The organism is Vagococcus elongatus (assembly GCF_003987645.1).
GTDB classification, from domain to species: domain Bacteria; phylum Bacillota; class Bacilli; order Lactobacillales; family Vagococcaceae; genus Vagococcus_A; species Vagococcus_A elongatus.
Window position 1 is genome coordinate 1 of the sequence record NZ_NGKA01000028.1, and the last position, 26,634, is coordinate 26,634.

Consider the following 26,634-nt stretch of genomic DNA (forward strand, 5'->3'; position numbering starts at 1 on the left):
TCCAAATTTGATAGAGTAGTTTGCCATATTCTTGCACCCAACGATAAATCGTCGTATGAGAAACGTTAATGCCACGATCATATAAGATTTCTTGAACTTCACGATAGCTAAGGTTATAACGAAGATAGTAGCCCACGGCTACAATAATCACATCCTGCTGAAATTGCTTTCCTTTAAAATGATTCATCGTCATTCCTCCTGCTATCTTTTTCTATTATTCTACCTTATTTGATAGTAGATTTAAAACTTTGCAACAGAACCTAAGAAGTTGCCTTTGGTACCAACAAAAAATATAATATGGGGATTGGGGCAGCGCCCCAAAAATAAAAAGAATCGTCTGAAACGAGGAACAAACTAAAATGTAAATTTTAGGTGTGACCGAGTGGAAGATGATTACTTTTTACCGTAAGTGGATATACACTTACTAAGCTCGCTATAATACTTTATAACGTTTTTATTTACATGAGCGTAGCGAATTTTATCCAACACGCCTGACGAAAATCAAACACGTTTTACGTTTGATTTTAGCAACGGAACGCACAAAATTTATTTGGTGCGTATAAGTGCGCCCTTAGTAAAAATCACTAAGGGAATATTTTTCAAATTAACTTTGTAGAAACGCACCCCTTATTTTTAAGGGCGCACTTATACCCCTAAATTTCATTTAGTGGTAATTGTGCTATAAAACATAATTTACATTCAGTTTTATCGTCAAGCGTGTTTGTTAAAACTCACGTTGTTCGTGTGATACTGTCGGCGTATTTCTTTATTGATCGTAAATATTCATGATAGGCTTCTAGTTCTTCAAGAGATAATTTAAATAAATTAATTTGATTCATGTTTGATAATTGATTTAGCAAATTTGTTTGTAGGTTTGTAGAATCGCTTTTATCGAGTTCATTATTTAAAACATAGTTCAACATTTTTGAGTGAATCGCTGATTGAAATTCATTGATTATCTCAATTTCAAATGTTTTTCTGTAATCTAATGTCATGTTGTTTGCTCCCTTCTGGTTTCGCTTTGCTCAACTAAACATTTACTTTTAATTAAACAGACTTCGCTTGTTTAATCAAAAATAAACGTGCGAATAAAAAGCAAATCATTTTTAAAGCTCATAAAATGCGTTCTAAGGCGTTTTATGAGCTTTAGGTGTAATTTATGCTCTTTACTTTTAAAAAGCCTGTATCAGCTTGAAATTAGTGTTTAAATTGATTTTAACCTAATTTTAGGGTGCTTACTTCTTTTTGGGTGCGCTAGTTTATTCAAAAGGAATCCTGTAAATAAAAAAGTAACATGCTCCACAAAGCTCTATTTTTAGTTTTAAGGGGGTTTTTGTTCTAATTCTGCTTTTGGGTTGTTAGGGCTTGCCCTGACCGTCTGTAAGACGCTTGATTGCGTGATATGAGGATTTAGCTAGTCAAACAGTTAAAACAGCTTATATGAGCAATTAGAGGGAATCCAATAAATTCCTAAAAGTGGTTTTGATCTTTTCTTTTAGCGAGTGAACGAAGTGAACGCTGCAAGTAAAATGTGAGCGTGGTTTTCGCTCACTCCTTTTTTGATGACTTTGACCTTTATTTTTACATTTTTGAAAAAAATAAAAAAAAGGCGAAGCCTATATTACATTTATCTTATATATTTTATTCTTTTGTTTCTTTTGCGTGGAAAAAAAGTCAGTGGTAGCAAGGAAGGACAGATTTTTATAGCAACAAAAAACGATGTATATAGCAACAAAAAACGATGTATATAGCAACAAAAAACGATGTATATAGCAACAAAAACTTGATTAAGTTGCTATATATTTGTATAATGAAAGCATAGAGAAAATTGACGTCTAAATCACTTCTCTATGCTTAATCACAAAACACTCACAAAGGAGTATTTCTATGTCTATTATATCAGAAAATCAAAAGCAGGTGTATACCTTGAATGAAATCGAAAAACGTAAAGTGGTCGAGCATAATAGCTTGATCACTTCAATCGCTAAAATGCAAAAGACCGCTTTAAAAATGTTTGAATTAGCCGTGTCTTGCATTGATACAGAAAATCCGCCCAAAGATAATATAATCTATCTTTCAAAAAAAGAATTATTTTCTTTTTTTGATGTATCTTCAGCAAGTAAACATACTCGTTTTAAAGAAGCGATTGAGTATATGCAGAAACAAGCTTTTTTTCAAATTAAAGAAGAAAAAAATAAAGGGTATGAAATGACAAGTATCGTCCCAATACCAACTGTTAAATGGAACAGCTACAATGATGATGTAATGATACAATTTAATCAATTTATTATGCCTTATCTGATTGATTTAAAGGCAGAATTTACACAGTATAAAATCTCTGAATTGAAAGAACTTAATAGCAAGTACAGTCTTATCTTATATCGTTGGTTAGCTATGAATTATAGCCAGTACGAGCATTATAGTGTTAAAGGTGGACGGAGAGCCGAGCAAGTGGAAGCCTACCGCAACCCCTCAATCACAGTGAAAGAGTTGCGAGAAATCACTGATACGATTAATGAATATACACGTTTTCAAAGTTTTGAAAACCGTGTATTAAAAAATGCCATTGAAGAAATCAACGCCCATACATCCTTTAACGTGTCTTATGAGAAAGTCAAAAAAGGACGTTCGATTGATTCTATTGTTTTTCATATTGAGAAGAAACGCCGAGCGGACGATAACAGCTACAAGTTGGAAGATACGGCTTTTCAAGTAGATAAAAAGCAAAAAGAACAAAGCGAAGCGGTTCTAGTTAAGCAGGCAATGGAAAGCAAGTACACACGGTTATTGTTGGATAATATGTTATTAAGTCCTTATGAAATGACCGATACGTCACTTATGGCAGGATTGCAGGCGCACGTGTACCCTCTCTATGACGAGCTGAAAGCCTTACGAGGGTTGAATGGGGTCAAAGACCACCTCTCTTATGTGAGAGCTAAACAAGAAGCCTATTCAAAACGTAATATAGCTAAGTATCTAAAAAAAGCAATTGAACAATACCTGCCAACTGTAAAATTGCAAGACCTTGAACAACCAGAACGTGCAAGTGTTCGAGGTAGAGGTAAAGGAGAAATCCATGAGTGAAAATTTAAAAACGATCAAAGAGCTGGCGGATGAGTTGAGTGTTACAAAACAAAATATTCAATATCACTACCAAAGGTTACCAAAAGAATTACAGCTTAAAAGTTCCAATGGGTCTAATCTAATAAATTCTAAAGCAGAAAAAATAATTTTAGGTAAAGTAGAAAGTGGTAGCAAATCAAATACAAAAGACCAACAAATAAGTAGCAAAGAAAATTTTGAAGATGAAAAATTAGATAATCCCTTTATCAATAGATTAATCAAAGAAGTTGAGTATTTGAAAATAGACAAGGATAAAATCATATCTACCAAAGACCAACAAATAAGTAGCAAAGACCAACAAATAGAAAAACTAACTAATTTGTTAGACCAGCAACAACGTTTAGCCTTACAAGATAAAAAATTACTTGAAGAATATAAAGAAGAAATTAAGGAATTAAAATCTTTGATGTTACCAGTACGAGAAGATGAAAAAGATCCGGAGGCACACCCATCTAAGGACATAAATGAAATAAAAGAAGAACCCGAGAAAAAAAATAAAAAATGGTGGCATTTTGGAAGAATGTGAAAGTATATAAGGATAACTAAATTTTTTTAGTAAGACTGGAGGAATATTGTGGACGACGAAAAATTAATTAAATCAAAAGAACGTGTCCAACAACATGGAGAAGTGTTTACCCCTCAATGGATGGTAAAAAAAATGTTAGATGTTGAGGGGATTAAGCAAGCTTGCGAAAATATAGATGCTACCTTTTTAGAACCTGCTGCTGGAGATGGAAATTTCTTAGTGGCTATTTTAGAACGTAAATTGAAAGTTGTCACTGAACAATTCAGTGAGGGGCATTGGGGGACAAAATCATTGTTTGCGTTGAGTTCTATTTATGGAATTGAGTTTTTAGCAGATAACTTAGAAATAGCTCGCTCTCGTATGTTAATCCATTATCTAAATTGGTATGAAGAAATTTTTCAAGAAAAACTTCACAGTACAACAGATCTATATAAGTCTGCTATGTATATCATACGTAGAAATATCGTCCGAGGAAATACGTTAACTAAGAAGCACCCTGATTATGATATCCCGATTATGTTTAATGAATGGAAAAAAGTTAAAGGTTCTAGTAGTAAAGTGGAAAAAATTGAGTTCACATTTTCAAGTTTATTTGAAAATGAAGAAGTGTTAGAAAAAGGAATCTCAGAAGGCCAACTTAGTTTATTTGATTTTGAAATGTTTGATGAAGAAAACAAAGAGAAAAAGGATGATTCAGTCATAATAGATATTAAGAAAATATATAAGTTGGGAGAGGGATGATATGTCAAATTTTGAATTTTTAACTTTAGAACTAGAAACAGCTGAATTATTTCAAACGGCTAACTTTGCTGAAAAAAATTATACGGAAAAAGATTATGAAGGTACGCTTACAAAAGTCAGGAAATTAGCTGAGAATACTGCCAATGAAATTGCAATAAAAGAACATATTGTATTATCAGAACGCTCTAGTTTTAATGATGTTTTACGTGAACTTAAAAATGATTCAATTGATCAATTTATAATTGAATCATTTTATGAAATTAAACGTCTAGGAAATGATTCAGCGCACAATCTAAATAGCCGTAGTGCTACACAGGAAAACGCTAAACAAGCACTCCATAAAATTTTTATAATTTTAGTTTGGTATATGAATCATTATTTTGAAATTGATATTAAAACAGCATATTTAGATTTCTTAGAGCCACAAGCTGAGAAACTCTATCAAACAGCAGAGCGTAAATTAATTTATATTCAAACAGCCGATAACACCTCTGGAATGTTTCCAGCTTATAAGGATGCACAAAAAATAGGAGAAGCTACAGCTCCTGATGATGATTTTGAAGTTGATTGGTCTCCAAACAGCGAATTTTTAAGAACAGTAGGCGCAAAAAGAATCAATCAATATATGAAAACTTCAGGGATTAAATTTGTCCTTGAATGGGTCGAATTAGCATGGAAAAAATCAACCAAAACGTGGTTTCATGATCATGATGTTCATGAAGTACTGAAACGTTCAGGAATAAAGCGTCCCGAATTCCTAGATGGATCCGAATGGTTTGAAACAGATGTAGAAACAGCAAAGTCAGCAATTAAAGCAGTAAAAGAAGGGCAATCTGCACTTGATAGTGTTGGAAGTACAAATGCTGACGATCATATTACACTTCGCCCAGAACAATCATTAGCGGTAGAAAAAACTCGAAAAAATTTCAAAAAAAATAAAAAAATGCTATGGAATGCCAAAATGCGATTTGGAAAAACGTTGACATCCTTAGAACTTATAAAAAAACAAAAATATACCAAAGTTTTGATTATGACACATCGACCTGTAGTTTCTGATTCATGGTTTGAGGATTTTGGAAAGATGAAGATGGCAGAGGAAGGCTATCGCTATGGATCAGAAGATACGCAGTTTAAGTTAAAAGATTTGAAATCAGGAAACACTCCATTTATTTATTTTGTGTCTATTCAAAAGCTCCGGTATGGCGGAGGAAAAGTAAATTTAAGAGAATTTACTGATGTTGATTGGGATTTAATTATCATTGACGAAGCACATGAAGGGACACAGACTGAGCTTGCAGATAATGTATTGAAATCACTTGAAAAAGACAACACAAAAATTTTGTCATTGAGCGGAACTCCGTTCAATATTCAAGATCAGTACAGTGAGGAATCTGTTTATACATGGGATTACACAATGGAACAATCGGCGAAAATTCGTTATTCATTAGAACACCCTACAGAGAAAAATCCATATGAATCATTACCAAAAGTTAATATGTTTACGTTTGATATGAAAAATAAAGAACGCTTTTCGGATAATTCAAAATCGTTTAATTTCCGTGAGTTTTTCCGAGTGAATGAAAATAATGAGTTTGTTCATAAACATGATATTAATGCATTCTTAGATAATATTACTAATCAAGATAGTAGCACTAATTACCCATTTTCAACTAAGCAATACCGTAATGAATTACGGCATACATTATGGCTATTACCTGGAGTTAAAGAAGCGAACGCTTTTGAAAAATTACTTAATGAACATCAGATTTTTGGAAAGGAATACAAAATTGTTAATGTTGTTAAAGATGATAAATCAGATAGCAACGAAGTCGCAACAGAGGGCGATTTGGATAAGGTTCGACAAGCAATAGGAGATCCGAGTCAGAGTAAAACCATTACGCTTACTGTTCGTAAACTGACAACGGGGGTTAATATTCCTGAGTGGACTGCGGTCCTTTTCCTTTCAAATACTAATAGCGCTATGAATTATCTTCAAGCTGCATTTCGAGCTCAAACTCCATTTTCGCATGAAAAGCTTGGAATGAAGAAGAATTGTTATATTTTTGATTTTGCTCCAGATCGTGCACTTACTGTGATGGCTGAAAGCGCACAAATTAATTCCGGTGTAGGTAAGAAAAATACATTACAACAAAAAGAAGCTATGACACAATTACTGAATTTCATGCCTATTTTGGGTCAAACAGACCATGGTATGAAAGTTTTTAATGTTGATAGAATGCTTACCCAACTCAAAAAAGTTTATGCGGAAAAAGCTGTTCGTTCAGGATTTGAAGACGATTCACTTTACAATGATGAATTACTTACACTTGATGAAGCAGATTTGAATGATTTTAATAACTTGAAAGAAATTGTTGGAAAAACTAACCTATCAGGACTACCAAAGAAAGTTGAAATAAACGTCAATGGATTAACGGATGAAGAGTATGAAAAAGGAGAAAAAGCTCAGAAAAAGAAGCCTCGAGAACGAACTACAGAAGAAAAAGAAATTATTGAAAAAGTCAAACAAGCTAAAAAACAACGCAAAACAATGATTTCAATTTTGCGTGGAATTTCCATACGAATTCCGATGATGATTTATGGTATGCCTATTGAGGTTGATAAGGAAATGGGAATCGATGAATTTGTCAATCACGTTGATAGCATTTCATGGGAAGAGTTTATGCCAAAAGGCATTAAAAAGTCTGATTTTAAGCGGTTCGCAAAGTATTATGATCCAGAGGTTTTTGTCGAGGCAGGAAGAATTATCCGACAGAGGGCTCAGTCTTATGATGATCTAGAGTACACAGAAAGAGCAGAGAAAATTGCAGAACTTTTTGGAACATTTAAAAACCCAGATAAAGAAACTGTTTTGACCCCATGGAGAGTTGTTAATCTACAGCTTTCTAAAACAATTGGCGGATTACGTTATTTTGATGAAAACTTTGAAAACACTACATTGAACGGGCAAGATTCGATCACTTGGGTTGATACAGAGATCACAAAAGAAGTATTTAAACCGAATACTAAAATTCTTGAAATTAATTCTAAAACAGGGCTATATCCTCTCTATGTAGCAAGTTCATTGTTTTATCAAAAACGAAATAAGCTAAACGATGATCGAGCAGGAAGATTCAGCAAGATTGATGAAGATAAAATAATACAAGAAATATTGAGAGAAAATATTTACGTCATTGCTAAGACACCTATGGCCAAGACTATCACGCAGCGTACGTTAGCAGGATATAATGATTGGACGACTAATATTTTATATGTAGAAGAAATTGATCAAAAACTCAAATCAAATATGGATAAAACCTTAAATGAAATACAAAAAGGACTGAATGTAATGAAATTTGATGTAGTGATAGGAAATCCCCCATATCAAGAAAAAAGTATCGGAGATAGCAGGCAAAAACCACCAATTTATCATAAATTCATGGATCTTGCTTATACCATTTCTGATAAGGCAGTGTTGATTACTCCTGCTCGTTTTCTATTTAATGCAGGTGCAACTCCAGAAGATTGGAATCATAAAATGATTAATGATAATCATTTAAAAATAGTTTATTTTGAAAATGTAAGTTATAATATTTTCCCAAATACAAATTTTGGATCTATTGTAGTTACCTATTGGGATAAAAATAAAAACTTTGAACCAATAGGTATCATGACAAACTTTTCTGAACTTAATTCAATTATTAAGAAATTAAAAATCAATGGTAATGATACGTTAGATAGTATTATTTCGGGGCGCGGGGTGTATAAATTGACACAAACAGCTCATAACGAACATCCTGAAATTGAAGAGATTCAATCAAGGGGACATAAAAACGATGTTGGAACCGGAGTTTTCAGTAAATTAGAAAACATAATCTTTTTTAAAGATAAACCTAATGATGGAAGAAAATATACTAAAGTACTGGGATTATTGGATAAAAATAGAGAGTATTTTTGGGTAGATACAAGATATATAACTCATACACCTGATTACACTAAATTCAAAGTTGTTTTACCGAAAGCTAATGGAACAGGATTACAGGAAGACAAACCATCAATGATGATAGGGGCTCCTTTAGTTCTTGAACCATTTGTTGCTTTTACTGAAACATTTATTTCTATTGGTGCTTTTGATAACGAAGAAGAAGCACATAATGCATTAAAATATATTAAATCAAAATTTGCACGTGCTTTATTAGGGGTACTTAAAGTTACTCAAGATAATCCGAGGGATAAATGGAAATTTGTACCACTTCAAGAATTTAATAGTAATTCTGACATCAACTGGACAAAATCAATCCCAGAAATTGACCAACAGCTCTATAAAAAATATAAATTATCTCAAGATGATATTGATTTTATTGAGGGTAAAGTTAGACAGATGGATTAATATACCAAATACATTTTATTTTATCGATCATTATGGCAAGACTATAGACAATTTATACTTAATAACTAGATATGTGGGGGCTATAATTAGATAATAACCCCTCGTAAATACTGTTAAAACAATCCCTATAATCTTATGATTAGATTATAGGGGTTGTTTTTTTGCTTAATGATATAATAGACCTTGATATAGTAGAGCTAAAATGAAAACTCGACAAAAAATTGAATAGATTATTTTTAGAAAGGAGTACGTTCGTGGTTCAACAAATCGTTCTACCCATCAAAGATTCAAACATCTTAAAAATGGTTCAAGATACACTCCTTGATAGCTTTCGTGCTGGACGTCGTAACTATACGATATTCCAAGTGGGGAAAGCGACCTTGTTGAGAGTTAGCGACGTCATGAAACTAAAGAAAACAGATGTCTTTAATTCGGATGGAACAGTCAAACAAACTGCATTTATTCATGATCAAAAGACAGGTAAAGCGAATACTTTGTATTTAAAACCTGTACAACAAGATTTATTGATTTATCATGATTGGCTGGTCCAACAAAATCTCAATTCGGAGTGGCTATTTCCATCAACCTCTCGTCCTGATCGTCATATTACCGAGAAACAGTTTTATAAGATTATGGCACGAGTTGGTGATCTTTTAGGAATTAACTATCTAGGAACGCATACCATGCGTAAAACAGGCGCTTACCGGGTCTATACGCAGTCAAACTATAATATTGGCTTAGTTATGCATTTATTAAACCATTCAAGTGAAGCTATGACCTTAACGTATCTTGGATTAGATCAAGCTAGTCGAGAAACGATGTTAGACCAAATTGATTTTGGGTAATGAATGTTTAGAACTTAGTAGTCGTCCAAAAACGACTACTTTTTTTGTTGAATTGTACGAGGACTATTCAATGCTTTTGACTTGTAAGAACAGGATTGAATGAAGCAATCCTGTTCTTATATGTTTAGTGGATGAACAACCAAAATTCGAGAGATTTTTGGTTCGTTCATCCATGGTTTTAGAAAAAAGAGGGACGATTTCGGAAGACGAAAATCGTCTCTTTTTTTCTTCTTTTTGTATGACAAAAAAAATATATTTTGCCTATTTTATTTTTATAAAATGGGCAATTGGCGTTTGCCTAAAGCAAATCGACACCATCCAAAGGGGATAAAAGGGGAAAGTGAAACTTCCCCCTTTTCAAGCCACATTGTAATACAAGAACGAAGTGCTTTGTATTACAATGTGATAGCTTGCAGTATTTATGGGTTTATATTTGATATTTTGTTATAATAATTGTAACCGAATAGGGCGCAATACTTATTACAAAATCAATGACAAAGGGCGATTGACTAATGAGCGCTGAGGCATTTTATCTTTGAGGAAGTTCTTGATGGATCAGAAAAATGTATCACAAATTGAAACAAAGACTCACTTATTTAAGAGACGCTACTATCATGAAATTTTGTTGTTGCGATAAGCAACTTCTGATACACGTTTTTTAGCCATTACATCACTCGTTTTTAGAGTGATGTGTAAGTGCGCATTGCTTTAAAAATGGCAATGAAAAAAACCCAAAGAAAATCCCAAAGGCGCACTTACACATCAAATAAATTGATGTCATACTAAACCCTAAAAACCTATATAAGAAGTGGTTCTGTTGCAAAGTTTTAAATAAAGAATAAAATCCCTTACGGTATCTATGATTTAAGCTGGGATTCCCAATAATACCTTGATTTCAGTACAGACCGAAAACCCGAAGAGAGTGCCTTCTTTTCGGGTTTTCTTATATAATCCTCGAATGGCTTCCATGCCTTTAATCGTGGTAGAGGCAGTGCGTAAACTTCGATAGAATTTATTGCGTCTCTTTACTGGACGATGGTCTTGTTCAATCAAATTATTCAGGTATTTAATGGTACGATGTTCTGTCCCTTGATAAAAGCCGTATTCTTTTAGTTTCTTAAAGGCACTTGTAATAGAGGGGGCTTTATCTGTGACTACAACCTTCGGTTCATCAAACTGCTTCACTAACCGCTTAAGAAAAGCATAGGCTGCTTGTGTGTCCCGTTTTTTACGTAACCAAATATCCAAGGTTAAACCATCTGCATCGATGGCTCGATACAAATAATGCCATTTTCCTTTAATTTTGATGTACGTTTCATCCATTTTCCATGAATAAAAGGATTTTTTATTTTTTTTTTTCCAAATTTGATAGAGTAGTTTGCCATATTCTTGCACCCAACGATAAATCGTCGTATGAGAAACGTTAATGCCACGATCATATAAGATTTCTTGAACTTCACGATAGCTAAGGTTATAACGAAGATAATAGCCCACGGCTACAATAATCACATCCTGCTGAAATTGCTTTCCTTTAAAATGATTCATCGTCATTCCTCCTGCTATCTTTTTCTATTATTCTACCTTATCTGATAGTAGATTTAAAACTTTGCAACAGAACCCATTAAGAGAACTTGAACAACAAATGAATCGTTTATTTGTAAATACAAATGATTACCAAGCTAGTACATTGGCAGTGGAACATTTGATTCATTATGGTCATGAGAAAATAGCGTTTCTTTCTTTTGACTACATTGTAGGTGAACCAAGTGTTATTCAAGAACGACATCAAGCTTATATCGATACATTAAAGAAATATCATTTAACCTTTAAATCGCATTGGATATATAACAACTCTGAATTTGAGCGAATTTATCAAGAATTAGCTGAATTTACTGCAATTGTTGTTACTGGAGATTATTTAGCGGCTAAATTAGTAAAATTTTTAAAAAATAAGAATAAACGAGTGATGGAACAATTATCGATTATTGGATTTGATGATATTACTTTTGCAGAATTAATGGATCCTGCGTTGACAACAATACGACTAAATCCAGGTAACAAGGGGGCGATTGCTTTTCACCAACTGATTGGACTGGCCAAACAAGAAGAAATAAAAAATCAAGTACTACTATTAGAGGGAGAATTGATTTCTCGAGACTCTGTTCACAAAATCAAATAAAAAAGCTCTGTGAAATAAGTATAGTTAACAATAAAATATCCGAACGATAGAGAGAATGAACTGTGATCTAGCAGTTCCTCGTCGCAAATTCACTAGAATTAGCATTATTTACTCTAAATTGTTCGGATATTTTTTCTTGTTTTTAATTATGATTACAGTGCCTATTTTTAACGAAATTTGCTTATTTTCAAAATGTATGATTATATTTTAGTAAACACTTTCAAATATGAAAAGAGGAGCTATTATGGTAGGAATTAGGGATGTTGCAAAACGGGCGGGTGTGTCCATTGCAACAGTATCGCGCGTGCTAAATGAGGATCCGACACTTTCAGTAACCGATGAAACCAAACGAAAGATTGCAGAATCGGTTAATTTTTATCATTATGTCAAAAAAAGTCCCGTTGCAAAAAATTTAACAAATATTGCATTAATAACGACAGTTTCTGAAGTAGATGAGTTGGAAGATCCCTATTTTCGAACGATTCGCAGAGGGATTCAAGTCGAAGCAGAACAAAGCAAAGTCAATTTGAAGAAAATTATTCGTTTGTCAGAAACACCGTTGGAGCAAGACGATTTGCTAAAATGTCAAGGTGTGTTGATTATTGGGCAGGTGCTATCTTCTGTGATTGAAGAAGTATCAGCAATTAATTCGAATGTCGTAGTGATTGATGACCCTAGTATTGAAGCTGAAGTAGATGCAGTTTATACTGATTTAACAAAAGCAACGAATCAGCATTTAGATCGATTGTATAAAAAAGGACACCGAAACATTGCGTTTATCGGAGGAGGACGTGTTCGTTTAGATAGCCAAGGAAATAAACACGTGTCAGATGATGATTATCGAAAAATAGCCTATGAGACGTGGATGAAACAAAAAGGATTAGAAAAATATAGTCAAATTTATTTAGAAGGCTGGACCACACTTGACGGAATGCAGGCAGCAGATTTACTTTTGAAAAAACATGCTAAAGATAAGTTGCCGACTGCTATCATGGTAGGAAATGATCCTATTGCTGTGGGGGTTTATCGTTCACTTCAAAAAAATGGTCTACATATTCCAGAAGATATTTCGATTGTGAGTTTTGATAATATTGAAGTTGCTGAATTTTTAACACCGGCATTAAATACAGTGAATGTGAATACAGAAGAAATTGGAAAACTAGCAGTTCGTATGGTTAATGAACGAATAAAAGAAGTTAGAAAAGTTCCAATCAAAGTGATTGTTTCTAACAATATTATTGTTAGAGAAAGTGAAAAAAATATCGATTAAAAAAGTAAACATCCGAATTTTTGGGTGTTTACTTTTTTGTTTACTAATATTTTTAGTAAACAAAAATATTGACAAAACACTAAGTGAACAGTTATAATGTTGTTAACAAAAGAAAACGCATTCAAAACAGGAGGAATTAAGATGAAACACTTCAAAAAAATAGCTTTAACAGGGTTTGCTATTGTAACTGGGACATTACTCGCGGCATGTGGTGGGGGAGATAGCAATTCTAAAGACGGGCAAGTAACTTTAAGCTATGCAAGTTGGGATACTGACCAAGCTCCAGGATTAAGGAAAATGTTAGATGAATTTGAAAAACAAAATCCTGATATCAAAGTAGAAATGGAGACAACGCCTTGGGATCAATATTGGGTTAAATTAGAAGCGGCAACAACGGGAGGAAATATGCCAGATGTAGTAACTATGCACTCTAGCGAATCCTATAAATATATGTCACAGAATGCTTTGATGGGACTTGATGATGTTATCAAAGAAAATGATATTGACATGGGAAACTTTACTGAAGGAATTGCTGATTTCTATACACTTGAAGACGAACTATACGCAATCCCTAAAGATGCTTCTGTAGTGGGACTATGGTACAACAAAGAATTATTTGATAACGCCGGTGTCGATTATCCAGATGAAACATGGACATGGGAAACACTCAGACAAGCTGCGACTGATTTAACAGATGAATCAAAAGGCATCTATGGTTTTGCATCACATATTGGGACAGAGACTGGTTACTGGCCATTTATTTATCAAAATGGAGGAGAAGTATTTACTGATGACAATACAAAATCAGGTTTGAATACCCCAGAAGCACAAGAAGCTTTAGCTTTTTATCGAGATATTGCACTTGTTGATCATGCTTCACCAACAATTACAGAATTACAAGATCCTGATAAGTTAAGTCGTTTTCAATCAGGTAGATTAGCAATGATGATTGAAGGGAACTGGTTTGCACCGGGATTTTTGAAAAATGACTATCTAGTTGAAAATGCTGCTTCTGCTGTGTTACCTAAGGGAAAAGTTAATGCAACAATTACAAATGGACTTGGTTGGGCTGCTAGTGCGAATACAAAACATCCAGAAGAAGTGAAAAAACTAATGGCATTTTTAGCTAGTGAAGATGCCAATAAAATCCAAGCGGAAACGGGTGCATCAATCCCAGCGCTAAAAGGCTTTGAAGACGAGTGGGCTGCTTCTTCAGATACAATTGATTTGAGTGCTTTTGGAAAAATGTTGGAGTATGGAGTCCCTCGTCCATACAATAAAGATGGATTACGAGCTGAACAAGCAGAAGTTCAAATTATCAACCGTATTCTGTCTGGTGAAGTAACTGTTGAAGATGGAACTGCTCAAATTGAAAAAGAAGTCAATGCGATATTGAGCGGAAATTAAATTAGTTAATTATACAATATACAGGCGAAAGGATTCTGTTTCGTCTGTATATTAATGGATGAATACCAAAAAGGAGGATATTATGAAAAATCGAATTTTTGGAAAATATCGTAAAGATCAAGTGATATGGGGCTATATTTTTATTTTTCCAACGGCATTAGGATTAATTTTATTAAATATATGGCCAGCAATTCAAACAGCAATTTTAAGTTTTCAAAAAACGGTGGGGTTCGGTGATACTGAATGGGTTGGATTAAGAAATTACCAAAAAATGTTTGCAGACGGTGAAGTTTTTCAGTCTTTATTAAACACGTTAATTTATGCAGTGGTTTCGATACCTAGTATTGTTGTATTATCCTTATTGGTGGCAGTTTTAATGAATAGAAAAGTTAAGGGATTGTCGATTTATCGGACAATTTATTTTCTACCAGTCGTTGCTGCACCATCAGCAGTCGCAATGATTTGGCGCTGGATGTTCAATAATGATTATGGACTGATTAATAACATGTTGGCTAAAATAGGTATCGATGGACCAGCATGGTTAACGGATCCATCGATTGCGATTTATTCTATTATCATTGTAGGAGTTTGGAGTGCTATTGGTTATAACATGGTGTTATTATTAGCCGGCTTACAAGAAATTCCTAAAGACTATTATGAAGCAGCAGAGATTGATGGTGCTAGTCCAATCCAGCAGTTTTTTAACATTACGTTACCATTAGTTACACCAACATTATTTTTTGTAGTTGTAACAACAGTTATCAATGCTTTCCAAGTATTTGATGTTATTTTTATGATGATTACTCCTAATAGTACCGCCATGTTTAAATCACAATCATTAGCCTATTTATTCTATAAACATTCATTTATTTTAAATGACAAGGGATATGGTTCGGCAATCGTTATGTTCCTTTTAGTGATTATATTAATTATTACTGCAATTCAAATGAAATTGCAGAAAAAGTGGGTAAACTATTAAGGAGGCTATCAACTTATGAAAAACAAATTTTTTTCAAATGTACCAATTCATACCATGCTTATTTTAGGTGGTATTGCAATGGCATTACCTTTTATTTGGATGATTTTAACTTCAGGAAAAACGTTGGTTGAATCTACTCAAATTCCACCTACAATTTTCCCTGAGAAATTTCAGCTAAGTAACTATCAACAAGTACTTGATTTATTACCATTCATGGCTTTTTATATCAATACATTTTTGATGGTTGTTGGGCGAGTGATTGGCTCGGTTTTATTTTCAGCAATGGCTGCATATGCTTGTGCGCGTTTAAATTTTCCAGGGAAAAATGTCTTTTTCAGCTTAGTACTTATCCAAATGATGATTCCTGGTTCCATTTTTATTACTCCGCAGTATTTATTAGCACAAAAATTGGGTATTTTAAATACAATCCCAGCATTAATATTACCCGGAGTAGTTAGCGCTTTTGGTACATTTTTATTAAGACAATTTTTCTTAGGCTTACCTGATGAATTGGAGGAAGCGGCCTATTTAGAAGGTGCTAATATTTGGACTATCTTTTTCAAAATTATGTTGCCGCTTGCTAAATCAGGATTGGTTGCACTTGGAATATTCACAGCGTTGTTTGCATTTAAAGATTTAATGTGGCCATTGATTGTCAATACTTCAATTGATAAGATGCCTTTAGCTTCGGGCTTAGCAAACTTACAAGGACAATATGCCACGAACTTCCCACAATTAATGGCAGGTTCATTATTAGCAATTTGGCCAATGGTTGTGATATTTATTGTTTTCCAAAGAAAATTCATTGAAGGAATTGCTACGACAGGTGGTAAATTATAAAACGATTAACTAGTGATTGGAGAGCAACTACATGACAAAAATTACATTTATTGGTGCAGGAAGTACTATTTTTGCTAAAAACGTATTAGGTGACGCGATGTTAACCCCAAGTCTGCAAAATGCACATATTGCATTGTACGATATTGATGAAAAACGATTAACGGAATCAGAATTAATGCTTAAAAATATTAATAAAAATTCGAATGAAAGCCGTGCAGAGATTGTTTCTTATCATGATCGCAAAGAAGCTTTAAGCGAGGCAGATTTTGTTATCAATGCAATTCAAGTAGGTGGTTATAAACCGTCGACAGTGATTGACTTTGATATTCCTAAAAAATATGGTTTACGACAAACTATTGGTGATACAATGGGAATTGGTGGGATTTTTAGAACCTTACGGACATTACCCGTGATGCTAGATTTTGCTAAAGAAATGGAAGAAGTTTGCCCAAATGCTTGGTTGCTAAATTATACAAATCCAATGGCGATGCTAACAATGGGTGTTTTAAAAGCGACGAGTATTAAGACAGTTGGTTTATGTCATAGTGTTCAAGTATGTGTACCAGAATTGTTTGAGTATTTAGGAATAGCCGATCAATATGACTTAAATGACTTTCAATGGAAGATTGCCGGTATTAATCATATGGCATTCTTATTGGAAATTACGAAAAACGGTGAAGATTTCTATCCAACGATTCGTAAGTTAGCTGCAGAAAAACCAAATCCGCATCCAGATTCTGTTCGTTTTGAATTATTGAAACACTTTGGCTATTATATTACGGAATCAAGTGAACATAATGCGGAATATCATCCATACTTTATCAAATCCAAATATCCAGAATTGATTGACGAACTAGGTATTCCATTAGATGAATATTTACGCCGTTGTGAACAACAAATTAATGACTGGGAAGCAATGCGTGAAGATATTGTTAATAATGGAGCGTTAACACATACAAGAAGTCGTGAATATGCTTCGTATATCATGGATTCCATTATGACGGGGACTCCTTCAGTAATTGCAGGAAATGTCTTAAATAAAGGCTTAATCACAAACTTACCGACAGATGTTTGTGTGGAAGTACCTTGTTTAGTCGATAAAAATGGCGTGCAACCAACCTATGTCGGTGAATTGCCAACACAATTAGCTGCTTTAAATCGGACGAATATCAATGTTCAAGAACTGACAGTAGAAGCCGCTTTAACACTAGATAAATCAAAAATTTATCAAGCAGCGTATTTAGATCCACATCTATCATCTGAATTGTCTTTAACAGATATCAAAAATTTAGTGGATGATTTAATCGAAGCACATGGGGACTATTTACCTGAATATAATTAAAAAGAAGCTGAAAGAGTAAGGAATTTTCAATTCCTTACTCTTTTCTTAGTTAAATTTAGTAAAAATATTGACAAAACACCTAGTAAACAGTTACATTAGTGTTAACAAAAAAGAAAACGCATTCAAATTGTATAAGGAGGAGCATAAAATGAAGTGGTCTAAAAAAATCATTTTAGCTTGTATAGCACTAGGAGCAACGATCTCTTTGACTGCTTGTGGAAAAAATCAGGAAGATGCAAGCGGTAAGGTAGAAATAGAGTTTTTTAATCAAAAAAAAGAAATGACTCAAACGATTCAGGAGATTGCTAAAGATTTTGAAGCAAAAAACCCTGATATTCATGTAAAAGTTGTGGATGTACCGAATGCTGGTGAAGTAATTAAAACACGTATGCTTGCAGGCGATGTACCAGATGTCATTAATCTTTATCCTCAAAGTATAGAATTGAAAGAATGGGCGAAAGCTGGTTATTTAGAGGACTTAACCGAAGAACCGTATTTAGAGAATATCAAAAATGGATATGCACAACGTTTTGCTATTGAGGATCGTGTATATAGCATACCATTAACCGCTAATGTCTATGGTTTTTACTATAACAAAACTGCTTTTGAGGAAATGGGGATTCAAGCACCAGAAACTTGGGCAGAATTTGAAAAAATAGTAGCTGAGATTAAAGATCAAAACAAAGTACCGTTTGCGATTGCAGGAGCAGAAGGCTGGACTTTAAATGGTTATCACCAACTAGCTTTAGCGACTGCTGCTGGTGGTGAAGAGGAAGCGAACAATGTTTGGCGTTTCTCAGAAGTTAATGGAATTAATGCTGAAAGCAAAGAAATGCAAAAAGATTTTAATCGATTAGATTTGTTAAGAGAACCAAAAGCTTTGCAAAACAACTGGCAAGGTGCCGGTTATAACGATACAGTAGTTACTTTTACAAAAGGTGATGCGTTGATTATGCCGAATGGTTCATGGGCAATGCCGATGATTCATTCACAAAATCCAGATTTTGAAGTAGGAACTTTTCCTTTTCCAGCAGATAAAGCAGGTCAAAGTCTAACGATTGGCGCAGGAGACCTAGCCTTATCAGTTTCTGCAACTTCTCAACATAAAGAAGAAGCCAAACGTTTTGTAGAATATATGACAACACCTGAAGCGATGCAGAAATATTATGATGTAGATGGTGCACCGTGTGCTGTTGAGGGCGTTATCGAGAATACTCAGGATTCACCATTAAGTGGTTTAACTGAACTTGCTTTTACTGATCGTCATTTAGTTTGGTTAGCCAAAGATTGGAATAGTGAAAATGATTTTTATACCTTAACAACAAATTATTTACACAATGGCAATCAAAAAGCCATGATTAACGCATTAAATGCTTTCTTTAATCCAATGAAAGCTGACGGAAGGTAGGAAAATAAAATGAAAATAAAAGAAATTTTAAATCGTTACTGGGCAATCATTTTTGTAGCAATTCCAATTATTTTGCAGATGATTTTTTTCTACTTTCCAATGGTTCAAGGTGCTTTTTACAGTTTAACTAATTGGACTGGTCTGACTTATAATTTTGATTTTGTGGGTTTGAACAATTATAAGATTCTTTTTTCTGATCCGAAGTTTATCAAATCGATTGGCTTCACTTTAATTGTGACGCTTTGCATGATTGCTGGACAAATTGGTTTTGGTATTTTGATTGCGCGGGCGTTGAACGCAAATATTAAAGGGAAAACATTCTTTAGAGCATGGTTCTTTTTTCCAGCGGTCTTATCGGGCGTGGTTGTTTCTTTAGTATTTAAACAAATTTTTAACTATGGTTTACCAAAAATTGGTAGTATGTTAGGCATTGAATTTTTACAAACCAGTCTTTTAGGAACAACATGGGGAGCGATTTTTGCAGTAATTTTTGTTTTACTTTGGCAAGGAATTGCCATGCCAGTCATCATTTTCTTAGCGGGTTTTCAAAGTATTCCACAAGAAATTATTGAAGCTGCTAGAATGGATGGGGCGAATGATAAGCAAATTTTTTGGAATATTGAAATCACCTACTTATTACCAAGTATTTCAATGGTATTTATTATGGCATTAAAAGGTGGCTTAACAGCATTTGATCAAATTTTTGCTTTAACTGGTGGTGGACCAAGCGATGCCACAACATCTTTGGGGTTACTAGTTTATAATTATGCTTTTAAAAACAATCAGTTTGGTTATGCGAATGCTATTGCTTTAGTCTTATTTATCTTAATTGGGATTGTTTCACTGGCACAATTAAAATTATCGAAAAAATTTGAAATCTAGGAGGTTTCCCAATGAAAACATCAAAAGAAAAAAATATTTCTAAATACTTGCTTTTATTATTAGGGGGCTTCATGATTTTAGTTCCCTTAGTTTCAACGCTATTCGGTTCATTTAAAACAACACCCGATATTATGAATAATTTCTTTCGTTTTCCTAATCCAGCGACTTTGGAAAATTTCCGAAGATTGTTAGCGGATGGAATTGGTCATTACTTTTGGAATTCGGCAATCATCACAATCATTGCAGTAGTTGCTGTGACAGCAATTATTCCTATGGCTGCTTATTCACTAGCAAGAAAAATGACTCGTGGGAAAGCATACGGATTGATGTATTTATTTTTAATTTTAGGAATTTTTGTTCCTTTCCAAGTAATTATGATTCCGATTACCGTTATGATGAGTAAAATTGGTTTAGCAAATATGTGGGGATTAATCTTACTTTATCTCACTTATGCCGTACCACAGACACTATTTTTATATGTTGGTTTTATTAAACTAAATGTGCCTATCAGTCTGGATGAGGCTGCTGAAATTGATGGGGCTAGTCACTTTACAACTTATTTCAAAATTGTTTTCCCAATGTTAAAACCAATGCATGCGACGACTATTATTCTTAATGCTCTATGGTTTTGGAATGATTTCATGCTACCATTATTAATTTTAAATCGTGAGTCTAATATGTGGACACTACCATTGTTTCAATATAATTATACGGGACAATATTTTAACGACTATGGTCCAAGTTTTGCTTCCTATACAGTAGGAATTGTCACGATTACACTAGTTTATCTTGCTTTCCAAAGAAGTATTATAGCTGGAATGAGCAATGGAGCAGTGAAATAACCAATAAATTATTCTCATTATAAAGGAGTTCATAAACTTATGATTATATTTGACAATCACACACAAACATTTCATTTACAAAATAAAAAAATTAGCTATCTATTAGGAATCGAAGAAAATAATTATTTAACGCATCTTTATTTTGGAAAAAAGATTACGCACTATTCTGGTGGGTATCGCTACCCCCGAACAGATCGTTCCTTCTCACCCAACAATGCAAATGCGCAAGATCGTTTATTATCTTTAGATACATTACCATTAGAATTTCCAGGATATGGACATGGTGATTTTAGAGAACCGGCGCATAATATTAAATTAGGAAACGGTAGTCGTGTAAATGATTTTCGTTATGATAGCTACGAAATTCAAAAAGGAAAGCCCAGCTTAGCGGGATTGCCAGCCTTATATACGGAAGATGATGATGAAGCTGAAACGCTGATTATTCAATTGAAAGACGCGATTAGTGGATTGACTTTACAGTTGTTCTACACAATTTATCAAAATCACAGTGTAATTATTCGTTCTACGCAATTAGTAAATAATAGTGATGAAACAGTGGAGATTAACCGCTTAGCTAGTCAATCAATTGATTTTTCAAATCGTCCACTCGAGTTAATTCATTTAAATGGTACCTGGGCAAGAGAACGTCAAATGACTAGAGAAAAAATTCATACAGGGATAAAAGTATTAGATAGTAAACGCGGATCAAGCAGCCATCAACAAAATCCGTTTGTTGCTTTAGTAGATGCCAAAACAGATGAATTTCAAGGAGAGGCATATGGATTTAATTTAGTTTATAGCGGTAATCACGAAACGGTGATTCAAAAAGATCCATTTGACCAAACACGGGTCATTATGGGAATTAATTCATTTAATTTTGGTTGGCAACTAAAAACTGGCGACTCATTTCAAACGCCAGAAGTCGTGATGGTTTATAGTAATGAAGGTCTGAATACGTTATCACAGACGTATCATGAATTGTATAATCACCGTTTAATTCGTGGAAACTATCGTTTACAAGAACGTCCCACGTTAATCAACAACTGGGAAGCAACGTATTTTGATTTTAACGAAGAAAAAATCATGAATATTGTCGATGATGCGAAGAACTTGGGCATTGAAATGTTTGTTTTAGATGATGGTTGGTTTGGCGGTCGTGAAAATGACTTCACTTCATTAGGTGATTGGGTTGAAACAGAAGGCAAACTTGCTTGTGGTTTGGAAAATTTAGCCAAGCAAGTGCATGATAACGGGATGAAATTTGGGATTTGGTTTGAACCGGAAATGATTTCTGAAGATAGTGAACTATTTCGAGCACATCCAGATTGGGCATTGGGTATTCCAGGTCGTGACCGCTCAATTAGTCGAAATCAATATGTTCTTGATTTTTCAAGACAAGATGTTCGTGATAATATCTATCAACAAATGACGGCGATTTTTGATCGTGTACCGATTGATTATGTGAAGTGGGATATGAATCGAAATATGACAGAAGTCTATTCTGTCTTGTTGGACTCAACGATGCAAGGTGAAGTGGCTCATCGTTATATGTTAGGGTTATATGAATTTTTAGAAAAGTTAACAACGAATTATCCAACTATTTTATTTGAAAGTTGTTCGGGTGGAGGCGGTCGTTTTGATGCAGGTTTCTTGTATTACATGCCACAAACTTGGACGAGCGACAATACCGATGCCGTGGCTCGTCTGAAAATTCAATATGGAACCAGCTTAGTGTATCCAATTTCAAGTATGGGTGCGCATGTTTCAGCAGTCCCAAATCATCAAACAGGAAGAGAAACGAGTTTAACTATTCGTGGCAATGCTGCGATGGCTGGTGTTTTTGGTTATGAGCTAGATCTAACGCAATTAACTTCTGAAGAAAAAGCAGAAATTAAAGAACAAGTTGCCTTTTATAAAAAGCATCGCCAACTTTTGCAATATGGAACTTTTTATCGCTTGGAAAGTCCGTTTGAAGGCAATGATACTGCATGGATGTTTGTCTCAAAAGACCAAACAGAAGCCATGGTCTTTTATTTCCGAGTATTAGCAGAAGCTGCGCATCCATTAGTCACATTGAAATTAGCAGGATTAGCAGAAGAAGCAACTTATCAAATGGAAGATGTAACATTTGCTGGCGATGAATTGATGAATCTCGGTTTTTATATTGACTCAGAACTACATGGTGATTATGCGACACAACGCTTTTATTTGAAACAGATATAGTAGCTTGAATTTACAATATAAGTGCAACACCAAAAGAGACTCATTCCAAACGAAGAAAATATGTTTTATTTACACGCATTTACTAAAAAGCAGCCTGATTTGAATTGGGAAAATGAAGAAGTACGCGAAGAAATCTATGCAATGATTAACTATTGGTTAGATAAAGGACTAGGCGGATTTAGAATCGATGCGATATTAAACATCAAAAAAAAACTAGAGTATGGCATCTTTGAATCTGATGGAGAAGATGGGTTAGCCTTCATTGGGCCCTGGATTCTTAATCAGTCGGGCATTGAAGTGTGGTTAAAAGAAATGAGAGAGCGGACATTTAAACCACATAATAGTATGACGGTAGCAGAAGCCGATGTTCCTAATGAACGTTTAGATGAATATATTGGTGAAGATGGCTATTATTCGATGGTTTTTGATTTTAGTTATACGGATATTGATGTACCTGAAACTGGTGAATGGTTTAAAGATAGCCAATGGACATGGACGGATATGCGTACCAATATTTTTACGAATCAATTAGTTACGCAAGATAAAGGTTGGGGCGCCTTATATTTAGAAAACCACGATCAACCACGTTCAATTAATAAATATATTCCAGAAGAATGGATCAATGATTATAGTAAAAAAATGTTGGCGACGCTTTTTATGTTACTAAGAGGTACCCCTTTTATTTATCAAGGACAAGAACTAGGAATGACCAACATAGAAATGGCATCATTAGAAGATTTTGATGATGTAGCTACGCATTCTCAGTATAAACGGGCATTAGAATATGGATTGGCACCAGAGCAAGCATTGAAAGCTGTCAATAAACGAAGTCGGGATAATTCTCGCACACCTATGCAATGGAATACGCAAAAAAATGCCAGATTCTCAACTTCTGATAATGTATGGTTAAAAGTAAATCCTAATTATCCAGAACTCAATGCAGAAGCTCAGTTAACCAATCAACAGTCGGTATTCAATTATTATCATCAATTAATTAAATTAAGAAAAAATAGTGTATACAAAGACGTGCTAATCTACGGACAATTTCTACCAGTGAAAGATAAAAATGAACATATTTTGCTTTATGAACGCCAATTAGAAGATAAAATCGTATTAGTTATCTTAAACGTTACAGCAACAGAACAAGAATATTATGTAGATGAACAGTACCAACAAGTATTAATCAATAATTATGAAGATGTTTTATTAGATCAAAGTCGAAAATTGCGTTTACGACCGTTTGAAAGTATTGTATTAGCTAATTATGGAGGACAATTATGAAAATTAAAAACGAAGCAATGCTCATCACCTATGCAGATAGTTTAGGAAAAAACATGGGCGAATTAAAACAAGTCTTAGACAAACATTTACAAGGTGTTATTGGTGGTGTACATCTGTTGCCTTTTTTTCCATCGACAGGTGATCGAGGCTTTGCGCCGAGTGATTATACGACAGTTGATCCAGCTCTTGGAACATGGGAAGATGTGGAAGCATTAGGTGAAGATTATTATTTGATGTTTGATTTTATGATTAATCACATTTCTCGTGAATCAAAATTTTTCCAAGATTTCAAAAAAAACCATGAGCAGTCACCATACAAAGAAATGTTTATCCGTATTCATGAATTTTTCCCAGAAAATCGACCAACACAAGAAGATATTGATTTAATCTACAAGCGTAAAGACAAAGCGCCGTTTCAAACGGTAGAATTTGCGGATGGTACGACAGAAGAGGTTTGGAATACCTTTGGGGAAGAACAAATTGATTTAGATGTGACCAAAGAAGTTGTGAAAGAATTTATTCGAGAAACCATCAAAGATATGGCGAACCATGGCTGTTCTTTAATTCGATTAGATGCGTTTGCTTATGCGATTAAAAAATTAGATACCAATGATTTCTTCGTGGAACCAGATATTTGGGAACTTTTAGACGAAGTGCGTCAAGAAGCAGCGAAATATGACGTCGAATTATTACCAGAAATCCATGAGCATTATTCCATTCAAATGAAAATTGCCAATCATGATTATTATATCTATGACTTCGCCTTGCCAATGGTCACTCTGTATTCACTTTATAGTGGAAAATCAGAACGTTTAGCCAATTGGTTGAAAATGAGTCCGATGAAGCAGTTTACAACATTGGATACGCATGATGGAATTGGTGTTGTGGACGCTCGTGATTTATTAACAGATGAAGAATTGGATTACACCTCTGAGGAATTGTATAAAGTCGGGGCGAATGTGAAGAAGGTCTATTCAAGTGCCAATTACAATAATTTAGATATTTATCAAATTAACAGCACCTATTATAGTGCATTAGGCGATAATGACCGTAGCTATCTGTTAGCACGTGCGATTCAAGTATTTGCGCCAGGGATTCCACAAATTTATTACGTTGGGTTATTAGCAGGAAAAAATGATATTGAACTGTTGGAAGCAACGAAAGAAGGGCGTAATATTAATCGTCATTACTATGATTTAGCCGAAATTGAAGAAGAAGTGCAACGGCCAGTGATTCAACAATTATTTGCACTTTTAAAATTTAGAAATGAATCTGCGGCGTTTGATTTGGATGGAACGATTGAAGTAGCAACGCCATCAGAATCAGAAATAGTGATTACACGTAAAAATAAAAACGGTAGTGATAGTGCAACATTAACGGCTAACTTGGATACGAAAGAATTTATCATTGAGTCTAAAGATATAAAAATTTTCACTAGTGTTGCATTAAAATTTTAACCTATTCCATAGAACAAAAAATCCTTTATACTAGCACTTGGATGACTTATCCAAGACCAATAAAAAGGACTCATACATGGATAAGTATAAAACGGTTCTGTTGCAAAGTTTTAAATAAAGAATAAAATCCCTTATGGTATCTATGATTTAAGCTGGGATTCCCAATAATACCTTGATTTCAGTACAGACCGAAAACCCGAAGAGAGTGCCTTCTTTTCGGGTTTTCTTATATAATCCTCGAATGGCTTCCATGCCTTTAATCGTGGTAGAGGCAGTGCGTAAACTTCGATAGAATTTATTGCGTCTCTTTACTGGACGATGGTCTTGTTCAATCAAATTATTCAGGTATTTAATGGTACGATGTTCTGTCCCTTGATAAAAGCCGTATTCTTTTAGTTTCTTAAAGGCACTTGTAATAGAGGGGGCTTTATCTGTGACTACAACCTTCGGTTCATCAAACTGCTTCACTAACCGCTTAAGAAAAGCATAGGCTGCTTGTGTGTCCCGTTTTTTACGTAACCAAATATCCAAGGTTAAACCATCTGCATCGATGGCTCGATACAAATAATGCCATTTTCCTTTAATTTTGATGTACGTTTCATCCATTTTCCATGAATAAAAGGATTTTTTATTTTTTTTTTTCCAAATTTGATAGAGTAGTTTGCCATATTCTTGCACCCAACGATAAATCGTCGTATGAGAAACGTTAATGCCACGATCATATAAGATTTCTTGAACTTCACGATAGCTAAGGTTATAACGAAGATAGTAGCCCACGGCTACAATAATCACATCCTGCTGAAATTGCTTTCCTTTAAAATGATTCATCGTCATTCCTCCTGCTATCTTTTTCTATTATTCTACCTTATTTGATAGTAGATTTAAAACTTTGCAACAGAACC

Annotated in this window: 20 protein-coding genes and 1 pseudogene; 17 read left to right on the plus strand and 4 right to left on the minus strand. The window is 34.2% G+C overall.

Annotation, left to right across the window (positions count from 1 at the left end):
* Together CBF29_RS12525 and CBF29_RS12530 are read right to left on the minus strand one after the other, a co-directional pair.
* Positions 1–187: pseudogene (locus CBF29_RS12525) on the minus strand (IS6 family transposase); the annotation flags it as partial.
* 544 nt (positions 188–731) lie between these two features.
* Positions 732–995, minus strand: a complete 264-nt coding sequence (locus CBF29_RS12530) for an antitoxin epsilon (RefSeq protein WP_081117316.1) — start codon at positions 993–995, stop codon at positions 732–734.
* Between the two features lie 892 nt (positions 996–1,887).
* Here CBF29_RS12530 and CBF29_RS12535 point away from each other — a divergent pair.
* The 5 genes from CBF29_RS12535 (at position 1,888) to CBF29_RS12555 (ending at position 9,622) form a co-directional block, all read left to right on the plus strand.
* Positions 1,888–3,084 (plus strand): RepB family plasmid replication initiator protein, encoded by a 1,197-nt coding sequence (locus CBF29_RS12535; protein WP_013330756.1) that lies wholly within the window; start codon positions 1,888–1,890, stop codon positions 3,082–3,084.
* Positions 3,077–3,649, plus strand: coding sequence for a DNA-binding protein (locus CBF29_RS14080; protein WP_081117315.1), 573 nt, complete (start codon positions 3,077–3,079; stop codon positions 3,647–3,649). The genes CBF29_RS12535 and CBF29_RS14080 overlap by 8 nt, the downstream gene beginning before the upstream one ends.
* Before the next feature lie 48 nt (positions 3,650–3,697).
* Positions 3,698–4,390 (plus strand): N-6 DNA methylase, encoded by a 693-nt coding sequence (locus CBF29_RS12545; RefSeq protein ID WP_081117314.1) that lies wholly within the window; start codon positions 3,698–3,700, stop codon positions 4,388–4,390.
* Between the two features lies 1 nt (position 4,391).
* Complete coding sequence (locus CBF29_RS12550) at positions 4,392–8,777, plus strand: Eco57I restriction-modification methylase domain-containing protein (RefSeq protein ID WP_126810064.1); 4,386 nt, start codon at positions 4,392–4,394, stop codon at positions 8,775–8,777.
* 254 nt (positions 8,778–9,031) lie between these two features.
* A complete protein-coding gene (locus tag CBF29_RS12555; protein WP_126810067.1) occupies positions 9,032–9,622 on the plus strand; it encodes a site-specific integrase in 591 nt (196 codons plus the stop codon).
* Positions 9,623–10,486: 864 nt separating this feature from the next.
* On the opposite strand, the gene CBF29_RS12570 is transcribed toward CBF29_RS12555, so the two are convergent.
* Entirely contained in the window at positions 10,487–11,167 is a 681-nt protein-coding gene (locus CBF29_RS12570) for an IS6-like element IS1216 family transposase (RefSeq protein ID WP_001015311.1), read from the minus strand.
* A 97-nt stretch (positions 11,168–11,264) separates the two neighbouring features.
* Here CBF29_RS12570 and CBF29_RS12575 point away from each other — a divergent pair, with 97 nt between their 5' ends.
* From CBF29_RS12575 to gtfA, 12 genes are all read left to right on the plus strand, one after another.
* A complete protein-coding gene (locus tag CBF29_RS12575) occupies positions 11,265–11,801 on the plus strand; it encodes a LacI family DNA-binding transcriptional regulator (RefSeq protein WP_245987390.1) in 537 nt (178 codons plus the stop codon).
* Positions 11,802–12,045: 244 nt separating this feature from the next.
* The gene (locus CBF29_RS12580) at positions 12,046–13,071 is read left to right on the plus strand and encodes a LacI family DNA-binding transcriptional regulator (protein ID WP_118215781.1); all 1,026 of its coding nucleotides are present in this window, start codon (positions 12,046–12,048) and stop codon (positions 13,069–13,071) included.
* 141 nt (positions 13,072–13,212) lie between these two features.
* A complete protein-coding gene (locus CBF29_RS12585; protein WP_118215782.1) occupies positions 13,213–14,478 on the plus strand; it encodes an extracellular solute-binding protein in 1,266 nt (421 codons plus the stop codon).
* 82 nt (positions 14,479–14,560) lie between these two features.
* Positions 14,561–15,457, plus strand: a complete 897-nt coding sequence (locus CBF29_RS12590; RefSeq protein WP_118215783.1) for a carbohydrate ABC transporter permease — start codon at positions 14,561–14,563, stop codon at positions 15,455–15,457.
* Between the two features lie 15 nt (positions 15,458–15,472).
* On the plus strand, positions 15,473–16,297 hold the full coding sequence (locus CBF29_RS12595; RefSeq protein ID WP_118215784.1) for a carbohydrate ABC transporter permease: 825 nt from the start codon (positions 15,473–15,475) through the stop codon (positions 16,295–16,297).
* 31 nt (positions 16,298–16,328) lie between these two features.
* On the plus strand, positions 16,329–17,639 hold the full coding sequence (gene melA / locus CBF29_RS12600; protein ID WP_126810065.1) for an alpha-glucosidase/alpha-galactosidase: 1,311 nt from the start codon (positions 16,329–16,331) through the stop codon (positions 17,637–17,639).
* Between the two features lie 148 nt (positions 17,640–17,787).
* A complete protein-coding gene (locus CBF29_RS12605; protein WP_126810066.1) occupies positions 17,788–19,047 on the plus strand; it encodes an extracellular solute-binding protein in 1,260 nt (419 codons plus the stop codon).
* Between the two features lie 9 nt (positions 19,048–19,056).
* The gene (locus tag CBF29_RS12610; protein WP_002290370.1) at positions 19,057–19,929 is read left to right on the plus strand and encodes a carbohydrate ABC transporter permease; all 873 of its coding nucleotides are present in this window, start codon (positions 19,057–19,059) and stop codon (positions 19,927–19,929) included.
* 11 nt (positions 19,930–19,940) lie between these two features.
* Positions 19,941–20,771, plus strand: a complete 831-nt coding sequence (locus CBF29_RS12615) for a carbohydrate ABC transporter permease (RefSeq protein WP_002343071.1) — start codon at positions 19,941–19,943, stop codon at positions 20,769–20,771.
* Positions 20,772–20,810: 39 nt separating this feature from the next.
* Positions 20,811–22,994: an alpha-galactosidase gene (locus CBF29_RS12620; protein WP_002343072.1), complete on the plus strand. Its 2,184-nt coding sequence runs from the start codon at positions 20,811–20,813 to the stop codon at positions 22,992–22,994.
* A 60-nt stretch (positions 22,995–23,054) separates the two neighbouring features.
* On the plus strand, positions 23,055–24,275 hold the full coding sequence (locus CBF29_RS12625; protein ID WP_002342361.1) for an alpha-amylase family glycosyl hydrolase: 1,221 nt from the start codon (positions 23,055–23,057) through the stop codon (positions 24,273–24,275).
* Positions 24,272–25,732 (plus strand): sucrose phosphorylase, encoded by a 1,461-nt coding sequence (gtfA, locus tag CBF29_RS12630; protein ID WP_002335326.1) that lies wholly within the window; start codon positions 24,272–24,274, stop codon positions 25,730–25,732. The genes CBF29_RS12625 and gtfA overlap by 4 nt, the downstream gene beginning before the upstream one ends.
* 147 nt (positions 25,733–25,879) lie before the next feature.
* On the opposite strand, the gene CBF29_RS12635 is transcribed toward gtfA, so the two are convergent.
* Entirely contained in the window at positions 25,880–26,560 is a 681-nt protein-coding gene (locus tag CBF29_RS12635; protein ID WP_001015311.1) for an IS6-like element IS1216 family transposase, read from the minus strand.
* Between the last annotated feature and the right edge of the window lie 74 nt (positions 26,561–26,634).

Excerpts from the sequence above, each read along its gene's own strand:
- CBF29_RS12530 (WP_081117316.1), bottom strand. The coding sequence starts at position 995 with ATGACATTAGATTACAGAAAAACATTTGAAATTGAGATAATCAATGAA.
- CBF29_RS12535 (WP_013330756.1), top strand. The coding sequence starts at position 1,888 with ATGTCTATTATATCAGAAAATCAAAAGCAGGTGTATACCTTGAATGAA.
- CBF29_RS14080 (WP_081117315.1), top strand. The coding sequence starts at position 3,077 with ATGAGTGAAAATTTAAAAACGATCAAAGAGCTGGCGGATGAGTTGAGT.
- CBF29_RS12550 (WP_126810064.1), top strand. The coding sequence starts at position 4,392 with ATGTCAAATTTTGAATTTTTAACTTTAGAACTAGAAACAGCTGAATTA.
- CBF29_RS12570 (WP_001015311.1), bottom strand. The coding sequence starts at position 11,167 with ATGAATCATTTTAAAGGAAAGCAATTTCAGCAGGATGTGATTATTGTA.
- CBF29_RS12575 (WP_245987390.1), top strand. The coding sequence starts at position 11,265 with ATGAATCGTTTATTTGTAAATACAAATGATTACCAAGCTAGTACATTG.
- CBF29_RS12580 (WP_118215781.1), top strand. The coding sequence starts at position 12,046 with ATGGTAGGAATTAGGGATGTTGCAAAACGGGCGGGTGTGTCCATTGCA.
- CBF29_RS12585 (WP_118215782.1), top strand. The coding sequence starts at position 13,213 with ATGAAACACTTCAAAAAAATAGCTTTAACAGGGTTTGCTATTGTAACT.
- CBF29_RS12590 (WP_118215783.1), top strand. The coding sequence starts at position 14,561 with ATGAAAAATCGAATTTTTGGAAAATATCGTAAAGATCAAGTGATATGG.
- CBF29_RS12595 (WP_118215784.1), top strand. The coding sequence starts at position 15,473 with ATGAAAAACAAATTTTTTTCAAATGTACCAATTCATACCATGCTTATT.
- melA (WP_126810065.1), top strand. The coding sequence starts at position 16,329 with ATGACAAAAATTACATTTATTGGTGCAGGAAGTACTATTTTTGCTAAA.
- CBF29_RS12605 (WP_126810066.1), top strand. The coding sequence starts at position 17,788 with ATGAAGTGGTCTAAAAAAATCATTTTAGCTTGTATAGCACTAGGAGCA.
- CBF29_RS12610 (WP_002290370.1), top strand. The coding sequence starts at position 19,057 with ATGAAAATAAAAGAAATTTTAAATCGTTACTGGGCAATCATTTTTGTA.
- CBF29_RS12615 (WP_002343071.1), top strand. The coding sequence starts at position 19,941 with ATGAAAACATCAAAAGAAAAAAATATTTCTAAATACTTGCTTTTATTA.
- CBF29_RS12620 (WP_002343072.1), top strand. The coding sequence starts at position 20,811 with ATGATTATATTTGACAATCACACACAAACATTTCATTTACAAAATAAA.
- CBF29_RS12625 (WP_002342361.1), top strand. The coding sequence starts at position 23,055 with ATGTTTTATTTACACGCATTTACTAAAAAGCAGCCTGATTTGAATTGG.
- gtfA (WP_002335326.1), top strand. The coding sequence starts at position 24,272 with ATGAAAATTAAAAACGAAGCAATGCTCATCACCTATGCAGATAGTTTA.
- CBF29_RS12635 (WP_001015311.1), bottom strand. The coding sequence starts at position 26,560 with ATGAATCATTTTAAAGGAAAGCAATTTCAGCAGGATGTGATTATTGTA.